This window comes from Pseudonocardia sp., assembly GCF_050246655.1.
Classification (GTDB): domain Bacteria; phylum Actinomycetota; class Actinomycetes; order Mycobacteriales; family Pseudonocardiaceae; genus Pseudonocardia.
In genome coordinates, this window is sequence record NZ_JBFWVQ010000170.1 from 1 (window position 1) to 9,185 (window position 9,185).

At 76.0% G+C, this 9,185-nt stretch carries 7 protein-coding genes; 2 read left to right on the forward strand and 5 right to left on the reverse strand.

Annotated features, from left to right (window positions below; all coding sequences use genetic code 11):
• Nucleotides 1-475: 475 nt before the first annotated feature.
• A complete protein-coding gene (locus tag AB7J25_RS28860) occupies nucleotides 476-2,704 on the reverse strand; it encodes an intein-containing Rv2578c family radical SAM protein (RefSeq protein ID WP_428514222.1) in 2,229 nt (742 codons plus the stop codon).
• Between the two features lie 1,464 nt (nucleotides 2,705-4,168).
• On the opposite strand from AB7J25_RS28860, the gene AB7J25_RS28865 reads away from it, so the two are divergent.
• Nucleotides 4,169-5,251 carry a YibE/F family protein gene (locus AB7J25_RS28865; RefSeq protein ID WP_428514224.1) on the forward strand — a complete coding sequence of 361 codons (1,083 nt, stop codon included), beginning with the start codon at nucleotides 4,169-4,171 and terminating at the stop codon, nucleotides 5,249-5,251.
• A gap of 42 nt (nucleotides 5,252-5,293) precedes the next feature.
• On the opposite strand, the gene AB7J25_RS28870 is transcribed toward AB7J25_RS28865, so the two are convergent.
• The 4 genes from AB7J25_RS28870 to AB7J25_RS28885 all read right to left on the reverse strand — a co-directional run bounded on the left by AB7J25_RS28870 (nucleotide 5,294) and on the right by AB7J25_RS28885 (nucleotide 8,570).
• Nucleotides 5,294-5,728, reverse strand: a complete 435-nt coding sequence (locus AB7J25_RS28870; RefSeq protein ID WP_428514226.1) for a nitroreductase family deazaflavin-dependent oxidoreductase — start codon at nucleotides 5,726-5,728, stop codon at nucleotides 5,294-5,296.
• Nucleotides 5,729-5,792: 64 nt separating this feature from the next.
• Nucleotides 5,793-6,467 (reverse strand): class I SAM-dependent methyltransferase, encoded by a 675-nt coding sequence (locus tag AB7J25_RS28875; protein WP_428514228.1) that lies wholly within the window; start codon nucleotides 6,465-6,467, stop codon nucleotides 5,793-5,795.
• 130 nt (nucleotides 6,468-6,597) lie between these two features.
• A complete protein-coding gene (gene hisS, locus AB7J25_RS28880) occupies nucleotides 6,598-7,866 on the reverse strand; it encodes a histidine--tRNA ligase (RefSeq protein ID WP_428514234.1) in 1,269 nt (422 codons plus the stop codon).
• Between the two features lie 17 nt (nucleotides 7,867-7,883).
• Nucleotides 7,884-8,570 (reverse strand): MBL fold metallo-hydrolase, encoded by a 687-nt coding sequence (locus tag AB7J25_RS28885; RefSeq protein WP_428514230.1) that lies wholly within the window; start codon nucleotides 8,568-8,570, stop codon nucleotides 7,884-7,886.
• A gap of 153 nt (nucleotides 8,571-8,723) precedes the next feature.
• Here AB7J25_RS28885 and AB7J25_RS28890 point away from each other — a divergent pair.
• A partial coding sequence (locus tag AB7J25_RS28890) for a peptidylprolyl isomerase (protein ID WP_428514232.1) occupies nucleotides 8,724-9,185 on the forward strand: 462 nt, incomplete at its 3' end.

Sequence of the window (9,185 nt, forward strand, 5' to 3'; positions counted from 1 at the left end):
CCCCCCCCCCCCCCCCCCCCCCCCGCCCCGCCCCCCGCCCCGCCCCGCGCCCCCCCCCCCGGCCCGGCCCGAGACCTCGCAAGGTCCCCGGCCAGCACTCGCAAGGTTCCGGCCACCGCAGAGCCCCAACGCACCTCGCAGAGGCTCAGGCACCTCCTCGCAGGGTTCGGACGCGCCTCGCAGACCTACTGGCACCTCCTCGCAGGGTCCCGGCACGCCTCGCAAAGGCTGCAGCCCTGCGAACCGCATCGAGCCTCTGCGAGGCGGGGTGAGAACCCAGCCGGTCGGAGGACGGCCCGGCCGGCCCGCGGCCCGGCCCAGAGCACGGCGGCCGCAGCACAGCCCGGTCAGCCCGCAGCACAGCCCGGTCAGCCCGCAGCACGGCCCGGAGGACAGCCAGCCGCAGCCCGGCCAACCCGGTCCACCCCGGCCGACACCGCCCGGCCAACGCACCGCCAGCCCCGCCACCCGGGGTCTAGAGCAAGCTGAGCTGCTCGACCGCCCGCGGCGCCGGATCCGGCGCGGGGAGCTCCTGCTCCCGCAGCGTCGCGACCCGCGCGCCGAGGCCGTGGCGGCGGACCAGCGGCGCAACCCGCCGGGCGAGCGCCCGCCGGTACTCCGGGTCGACGTACGCGCCGCGCCGGTACAGCCGGGCGTACGGCGCCACCAGCCGCGGGTGCTCGCGGGCGAGCCAGGCCAGGAACCACTCGCGCGTGCCGGGCCGCAGGTGCAGCGCCAGCACCGACACCCCGGAGGCGCCCGCCGCAGCGATCCGTTCCAGCAGGGCGTCCAGTGCCTCGGCGGAGTCTGTCAGCAGCGGCAGGACCGGCGCGACCATCACGCCGCACTCCAGACCCGCGTCCACGATCCTGCGGACCAGGTCCAGCCGGGCCTGCGGGGACGGGGTGCCGGGCTCCAGTCGCGCCTGCAGCGGCCGGTCCAGCAGCGCGATCGACACCCCGAGCCCGACCGGGACGTCCGCAGCGGCGGACGCGAGCTGCGGCAGGTCGCGGCTCAGCACGGTGCCCTTGGTGAGCAGCGAGAACGGGGTGCCGGAGCGGGCGAGCGCGGCGATCACCCCGGGCATGAGGCGGTAGCGCCCCTCCGCCCGCTGGTAGGGATCGGTGTTCGTACCCATCGCCACCGGCTCGCCCCGCCACCGCGGGGCGCGCAGCTCGCGCTCCAGCACCCGGGCGACGTTGACCTTGACGACGATCTGCCGGTCGAAGTCCGCTCCCGCGTCCAGGTCGAGGTAGGTGTGGGTGTTGCGGGCGAAGCAGTTGTGGTGCACCACGCCGCCCGCCACGAAGTCGCCGGTGCCCGTGGTGATGTCGTACATCGGCAGCTCGACCCCGAGCGCCTCGACCGCGGTGACGCGCAGGCCAGGACCGCCCTCGACCGGGGCACCCGACAGGTCTCGCCTGCTGCCGCTCGCCGGGTCGACCCGCCGCAGGAAGGAGAGCAGCATCGACGGGCCGCCGCCCACTTCCACGACGCAGACGCCGTGCCGTCCACCACCGCCGGGCCGAGCGGGCCGGCGCCGCAGCCCGAACGGGAAGCCAAGCCGGTGCAGCGCGCCCGCAACCCGGCCGATGATCTCCTCGTCCACCAGCTCGATCCGCAGCATCCCGTCGGTGACCGCGCCGCGCGCGTCCACGACCCCTGCCAGGAACCCCGCGCACCAGCCGTCGTCCGGGTGCAGCGGCCAGGCGTCATCGGGCGGGCCGACGCGGGCCGTGCCACCGCCGGGAGAAACGGATGCGCGCAGCGGGTGGAACGGGTCCGCCACGGCGATCCCCGTGCCCGCCCCCGGCGCGGGGACGGCCCGGGCGGCCAGGTAGTGATGAGCCCGGCCGAGCACCTCCAGCTCCAGGCGCTCCGACGGGAAGCAGCGATCGGCGCGGTCGTCGCCGGATTGATGGGCCCCCGGTGCCCCCTGGCGGTGCCCGCCGTACGGCCGGGCCTCGCCACCGGACGTGGGCCCGTCCGGGCCTCCCGGCCCCTGCCGTTCGAGCCCGTCCTCATCCGCGCGGACCAGGCCGGTGAGGTAGCCCGCCCGGTACGCCGGGCCGTCGAGGGACTCCTCGGCGGCGTCGCCGGTCGCGCCGACGGGACCCTCGTCGGCGGCCGGGAGCCGCCGCGGCCCGCCCGGTCCGACGAGGCCGATGCCCGGCTTCAGCCACGGCCGCCGCCCCGCGGCGCACCAGCCCGGTGTCACGTGCCGCCAGCCACGCTCGGTGAGGAACCGGTGCTCCCCGCTGGTCACGAGGCGCGTGCCGTCCGCCAGGGTGACCCGGTGCGCCGGCCGGACGGTGGACCAGTGGGCGAGCACCGGCGTGCGGACGTAGCGCCGTACCCCGCCGACGACCTCCGTGCCGACGACGACATCCCCCACCCGCAGCTCGGCGATCGGCCGCGGACGCCCGTCGCCGCAGAGGACCGGCGTGCTGCCGACCGTGCAGTAGGTGCAGGCGTGCCCGCAGCCACGGTAGGGGTTCACCGTCCAGCGGAACGGGACCGGCGAGGCATCCGGCACCCGGTTCAGCGCGGACCGCGCCTCCACCTCGTGGAACACCATGCCGGCGAACTCCGGCGGCCGGACCGAGCGCAGCAGGCCGCGCAGGCCCGGCAGTGCCGCCGTGTCACCCACGCCGTCGTCGAGGACTTGCTGACCACGCCACCGCATGTGGAGAGTCGAACACATGTTCGAATCATGCGCAACCCCGTTCGCCGGGGCAGTGCCCGCCTCCCGGGACGCCGTTGACACTATGCCCCGGTGGATTCCTCCCGTCCGGACCGCCCGGCGAACGCCGGACCGCCGAGGTCCGGCGGCCGGAGGACGGCACCGGACAGGAGCCACTCCCCTGCGGACCCCGGGCGTAGTGCCCCGGGCCGCGATCCGTCCGCCCCGATGGCGATCGGCGATCAGCGCTCGGATCCGCGGGCGCGTCCGGTCAGGCGGGGCGACGGGCCGGCGGCACCCGGCAGTCGCACCCCGCCGCCCACCCGGGCGGACGGTCCCGGGCGTGCCGACGACGGGGGACGCGCGGCTCGCCATGGCCACTCCAGCCGATCCGAGCAGCACGCACGCCCTGCCGCTCGCCCTGCCTCCGACGATCCCGAGGCACGCCGCTTCGATGCCCACCACGCCGCCCCCGGCCGACCCGTCGAGCGCAGACGACACCCTGCCCAAGTCGGTCCGGCGGCGCATACCGGCGGTCCCGACGGGCGCACCGGCAGTCCGGCTGCCCGCGTTGGCGATCTCGACGGGCGCACCAGCGGCCCGGCGGCGCGCACCAGCGGCCCGGCGGCGCACACCAGCGGCCCGGCGGCGCACACCAGCGGCCCGGCGGCGCATACCGGCGGTCCCGACGGGCAGCACGCCGCCGGTCCCGGCAGGCGCTCCGGCAGGGCTGGGGCTCCGGGCGGGCCCGCCGAGCGCACCGGCGGCGGATCCCGCGGCCCGGTCCGCGAGGCGCGCTCTGTCGCCGGAGGACGCATCTCCGGGGACGTCTCCGCCGCGGGCGGACGAGCGGATCCCGGAGCACGGGGCCGCCACCAGGGCGGCGACGGCCGGTTCGCGATCCCGGACGACGCGACGTCGTCTCCAGCGTCACGCACCGGCCACGGGCGCCAGGACCGCGACCGCCCGCGCCGGGCGCTGACGGGTCGCGCCTCGGCACGGGAAACGGCAACCCGAGACGTGGCGCGGGAAACGACAACCCGAGACGTGGCGCGGGGAACGACAACCCGAGACGTGGCGCGGGAAACGACAACCCGAGACGCAGTGCCGGGAACGACGACCCCGGACGCAGGGGCCCGGACCGCTGCGGCCCGAGGCGCAGCACAGGACACGAACGCGACAACCCGGCACGCATCAGACTCGGACGCAGGAGCCGTAGGCGCGGACGCCGGCGATGCGGGCGCCCCGCGACAGCGCGACACCGCGCGCGCCGACCCGCCGCGGGACCCGCCCGCTTCCCGACGGACCGGCGGCACCGCCGAGGACGGCGCCGCGCCGGGATCCGGCGGCCACAGCCAGACCCACAGCGAAACCCACAGCCAGACCCCTAGCCAGACCCACGGGCACGGCCACGGCCACTCGCCAGCACCCCCCGCGAGCCGCCGCGTCCGGACGTTCATCGCCGCGCTGCTCGTCCCCTGCGCGTTGGCGACGCTGGTCGGCCTCGTGCTGCTGTGGCCGTCGGGCGGCCCGACGACGACGCTCGCGGCGCCGGGGGCGGTGCTCTTCGACGCGACGGTGTCGGCAACCCGCCCGGCGGACTGCGTCGAGGGCTCCGGGGCGGGCGGCTGCGACGCGATCACGATCCTGATGGACGGCGGTCCGCTGCCGGGACGCCAGCTCACCCTGCTGGTGAGCGTCGAGCCGGGCACGCCGCGGTTCCTGGTGGGCGACGAGGTGGTCGTCGAGTGGTCCGGTGCGGACCCGGTGGATCCGGCCGCCTACCGGATCGTGGACTTCCAACGCGGCGCGTCCCTGGTGTGGCTCGCCGCCCTGTTCGCGGTTGCGGTGCTCGTACTCGGCCGGTGGCGGGGGCTCGCGGCGCTGGCGGCTCTCGGCCTGAGCTTCCTGGTGTTGATGGCGTTCGTGCTGCCGGCGATCCTGTCGGGGAGCAACCCGCTGGCCGTCGCCGTCGTCGGCTCCTGCGTGATCATGTTCGCGGTGCTGTACCTGACCCACGGCCCGTCCGCGCGCACGTCGACGGCCGTGCTGGGGACGCTGCTGTCCCTGGGCCTGATCGGCGCGCTCGGCGCCGCGTTCTCCGCGGCGGCCGCGCTCACCGGCCTGGACGACCAGACGGGCAACCTCATCGCGACGCTCGGCACCGGGGTGGACGCCCGCGGCCTGCTGCTCGCCGGGGTGATCATCGGGGCGCTGGGCGTCCTCGACGACGTCACGGTCACCCAGACGAGCGCGGTGTGGGAGCTGCGCCAGGCCGACCCGACGATCGGGGGACGGGCCCTGTTCACGGCGGCCATGCGCATCGGGCGGGATCACGTGGCCTCGGCGGTGAACACGCTCGTGCTGGCCTACGCCGGTGCGACGCTGCCGCTCCTGCTCCTGTTCGAGATCTCCGGCCGGGGCTTCGGTACCGTGCTGACCAGCCAGGACGTCGCGACCGAGATCGTGCGCACGCTCGTGGGGAGCATCGGGCTCGTCGCATCCGTGCCGATCACCACGGCCCTGGCGGCGGCGGTGGCCGTCCAGGAGCCCACGCCGCGGCGGTGATCGGCACGGTACCGCGGCTGTGATCGGCCGCGCCGGGACCGGTCAGGCGGCGGGCTCCAGCACCAGCACGGGGATGAGACGATCGGTCTTCTGCTGGTAGTCCCCGTAGGGCGGGTACGCGGCGACGGCCCGCTTCCACCACTGCGCGCGCTCGTCGCCGCTGACCTCGCGCGCGAGGTAGGAGCGGGTGACGGTCCCGTCCTGGAGACTGACGTCCGGGTGCGCCTTCACGTTGCCGTACCACACGGGGTTCTGGGGGGAGCCGCCCTTGGACGCGACGATCGCGTACACACCGTCGAGCTCGACGCGCATCAGCGGGACGAGCCGGGTCTTGCCGGTCTTCGCACCCTTGATCTTCACCAGGACGACCGGCTTGCCCAGGATCTCGACGCCGTCGGTCGTTCCGGTCGAGAGGATGCGCTCGGTCTGGTCGCGGACCCATCCGGTCGGGCTCAGCTCGTGGTCGGTGTCTGCCATGTACTCGGCAACCGGTCGGGGACGTCTCCTGTTCCGCGCGATCCGGTGATCCCTGCCTCGCCCGTCACGCCGACCGGGGCGGCCGGGCGAGCAGGTGCGCCTCGCCGCCGCCCTCCCGCTGGTCGATGACTCGCCAGCCGGGGAAGGCGGCGGGCAGCTCGCCCGGTTCGGCCCGGTAGGGACCCGCACGGCCGCCGACGACGGAGAGCACCGTGAGGGCGAGCAGGCCGTCCGGGGCGACGGCGGCTCGGAGGAGCGGATAGAGCGCCGGATCGCGGAAGCGCTGGCAGACCACCACGTCGTACGGCCCGGTCCAGCCGGGCGGGAGGCCCTGGTCGAGGTCGTGGACGCGCCACCGGACCCCGCCTGCGGCGCCGTCGTCAGCGCCACCGTGAGTGCTGCTATCAGTGCCGCTATCGGTGCCGTCGCTCCCCACGCGGCCGGCCGCACCGCCACCCCCTCCCGGGCCGCCGTCGGCCTGCGGCCCCGGCCGTCGCGCGAGCGCCGCACCCGCGGCGATCGCGACCGGGGAGCCGTCGACGGCGTCCACCGCCAGGCCGCGCAGGGCGAGCCAGACGGCCGTGGCGCCACAGCCGCAGGCCACGTCCAGCGCGCGGCCCGACGCGGGCAGGAGCTCCTCGCGCCCGGCGAGCAGGTCCGGCGGGAGGGGCACCGAGGCCTCGACGGGCGCGGTGGTCGCGTAGCGGGCGTCCCAGCGGTCCCGGTCCGCCGCGCTCACGAGCGCCCTCGCCGAGGGTGCCCGCCGCAGCGCCGACCACCCCGCCCCGACCTCGCAGCTTCCCGCATCGCCGCGCAGCCGTCCGGACGGCTGCGCGGTGCACCCGGATGTTGCGAGGTCGCAGGCCCGCTCACGCGAGCGCACCGACCAACCCGACCAGCTCGTCGACCACGTCGTCGAGCGGCACGGCCCGCTGCTCGCCGGATACCAGGTCCTTGACCCCGACGGTGCCCTCGGCGAGATCCCGCTCCCCCAGCACCAGCGCGTACCGGGCGCCGGAGCGGTCCGCGGCCTTCATCGCCCCCTTGAGCCCGCGCCCGCCGTAGGCGAGGTCGACGCGCACGCCGGCCCGGCGCAACGCCCCGGCGAGGACGACGAGCCGGGAGCGCGCGGCGTCGCCGAGCGGCACGCCGAACACCTCGCAGCGCGCCTCCGACCAGGGCGCGAGGCCCTCGGCCCGGCAGGCGAGCAGGGTGCGGTCCACGCCGATGCCGTAGCCCACGCCGGTGAGCGGCGGCCCGCCGAGCAGCGCCATCAGCCCGTCGTAGCGGCCGCCGCCCCCGATCCCGGACTGGGCGCCGAGGCCGTCGTGCACGAACTCGAACGTCGTCTTCGTGTAGTAGTCCAGCCCGCGCACCATCCGCGGGTTCTGTACGTACGCCACGCCGAGATCGTCCAGGTGCGCCAGCACGGCGGCATGGTGCTCCGCCGCGGGCCCGGACAGGTGGTCGACGAGTAGCGGCGCGTCCGCCAGCAGCGCCCGCACCTCGGGTCGCTTGTCGTCGAGCACCCGCAGCGGGTTGATCCGGGCCCGCTCCCGGGTGGCGTCGTCCAGCGGGAGGTCCGCGAGGTACTCCTGCAGCGCCGCCCGGTAGGCCGGGCGGCAGTCGTCGTCGCCCAGCGAGGTGAGCTCCAGCCGGTACGCGGTGAGCCCGAGCGCCCGGAACCCCTCGTCCGCGACGGCGATGACCTCGGCGTCCAGCGCCGGGTCGTCCACCCCGATCGCCTCGACACCCACCTGCTGGAGCTGGCGGTAGCGCCCGGCCTGCGGGCGCTCGTAGCGGAAGAACGGACCCGCGTACCGCAGCTTGACGGGCAGCCCCGCGCGGTCCAGCCCGTGCTCGATCACCGCGCGCACGACGCCCGCGGTGCCCTCGGGCCGCAGCGTGACGGAGCGGTCGCCGCGGTCGGCGAAGGTGTACATCTCCTTGCTGACGACGTCGGTGGACTCGCCGACGCCGCGCGCGTACAGCCCGGTGTCCTCGAACACGGGCAGCTCGATGAGCCCGTACCCGGCCCGCTCCGCGGCCGCGACGAGCGTGTTGCGGACGTGCTCGAACCCGGCCGACGACGGCGGCGTGTACTCCGGGACGCCCTTCGGCGCGGCGAACGTCTGCACGCGCTCGGCCACGGCGCTCACAACCCGCGCCTCGGAGCGGAGGTGAGCCCCTGCAGGAACGGGTTGGACGCGCGTTCGCGCCCGATCGTCGTCGTGGGCCCGTGCCCGGGCAGCACGACCGCGCTGTCCTCCCGGACGAGCAGCTTGTCGCGCAGGCTCGCCATCATCTGCGCGTGGTCGCCGCCGGGGAGGTCCGTGCGGCCGATCGAACCGGCGAACAGGGTGTCCCCGGCGATGATCACCTCGACGCCCTCGGCGGTGGGCGTGGTGAAGACGACCGAGCCGGGCGTGTGGCCGGGGGTGTGGTCGACGCGCAGCGTCAGCCCGGCGAGCTCCAGCTCGCTGCCGTCGGTGAGCGCGCGGACCTCCCGCGGCTCGCGCATCTCGATCCGCCCGCCGAAGAACGCGACCGCGTCCCGGGACAGGCCCTTGAGCGGGTCCGCGAGCATCTCCCGGTCGTCCGGGTGGATCCAGGCCGGCACGTCGTGCCCGTCGCACACCGGGGCGACGGAGAAGGTGTGGTCGAAGTGGCCGTGGGTGAGCAGCACGGCCACGGGTGTCAGCCGGTGCTCCGCGAGCAGCTCCTCGAGGGGCTCGACGGCGTCCTGCCCCGGGTCGACGACGATGCACGCCTCGCCGGGACCGGTGGCCGCGACGAAGCAGTTGGTCTGGAACGCCCCTGCCGGGAACCCTGCGACGAGCACGCGACCAGCCTAACGCGGGTCCTGTGGATCAACGCCGCCGCGAAGCAAGGCGGAGATCACAGGTGACGACGACCAGTCGCCGGGGTCGTCCGAGATCCCGCGGACGGGCGCCGCTATCGTCGGGCCCCGGACGGGCGAGCGGGAGGACCGGCGGTGGCCACGAACCAGATGCGGCGCGAGGCGGCCAAGCGCAAGCTGGCGCGGCAGCAGGAGCGGCGAGCGCAGCAGGCCGCGCGGCGCAAGCGGGTCACCGCGATCACGGCTGCGACGGTCGCGGTGCTGGTGGTCGTGGGCGTCGTGGCCTTCTCGTTCGTGGGCATCGGGACCGACGCCCCCGCGAACCCCCCGCAGAGCGACGCCGCGGCGGCCCCGCCCGCCCCGACCGGCTGCACCTGGGTGCCGGACGGGCAGTCCGCGAAGCCGGTGCAGGCACCCACGGTCACCGACCCGCAGCGGACCGGCACCGTCTCGGTCACGCTGGACACCGACCGGGGGGCCATCCCGCTCACGCTGGACCGCGCGAAGGCGCCGTGCACCGTCGAGAGCTTCCTGCATCTCGCGCAGGCCGGCTACTTCGACGCCAGCACCTGCCACCGGCTCACCACCGAGGGCATC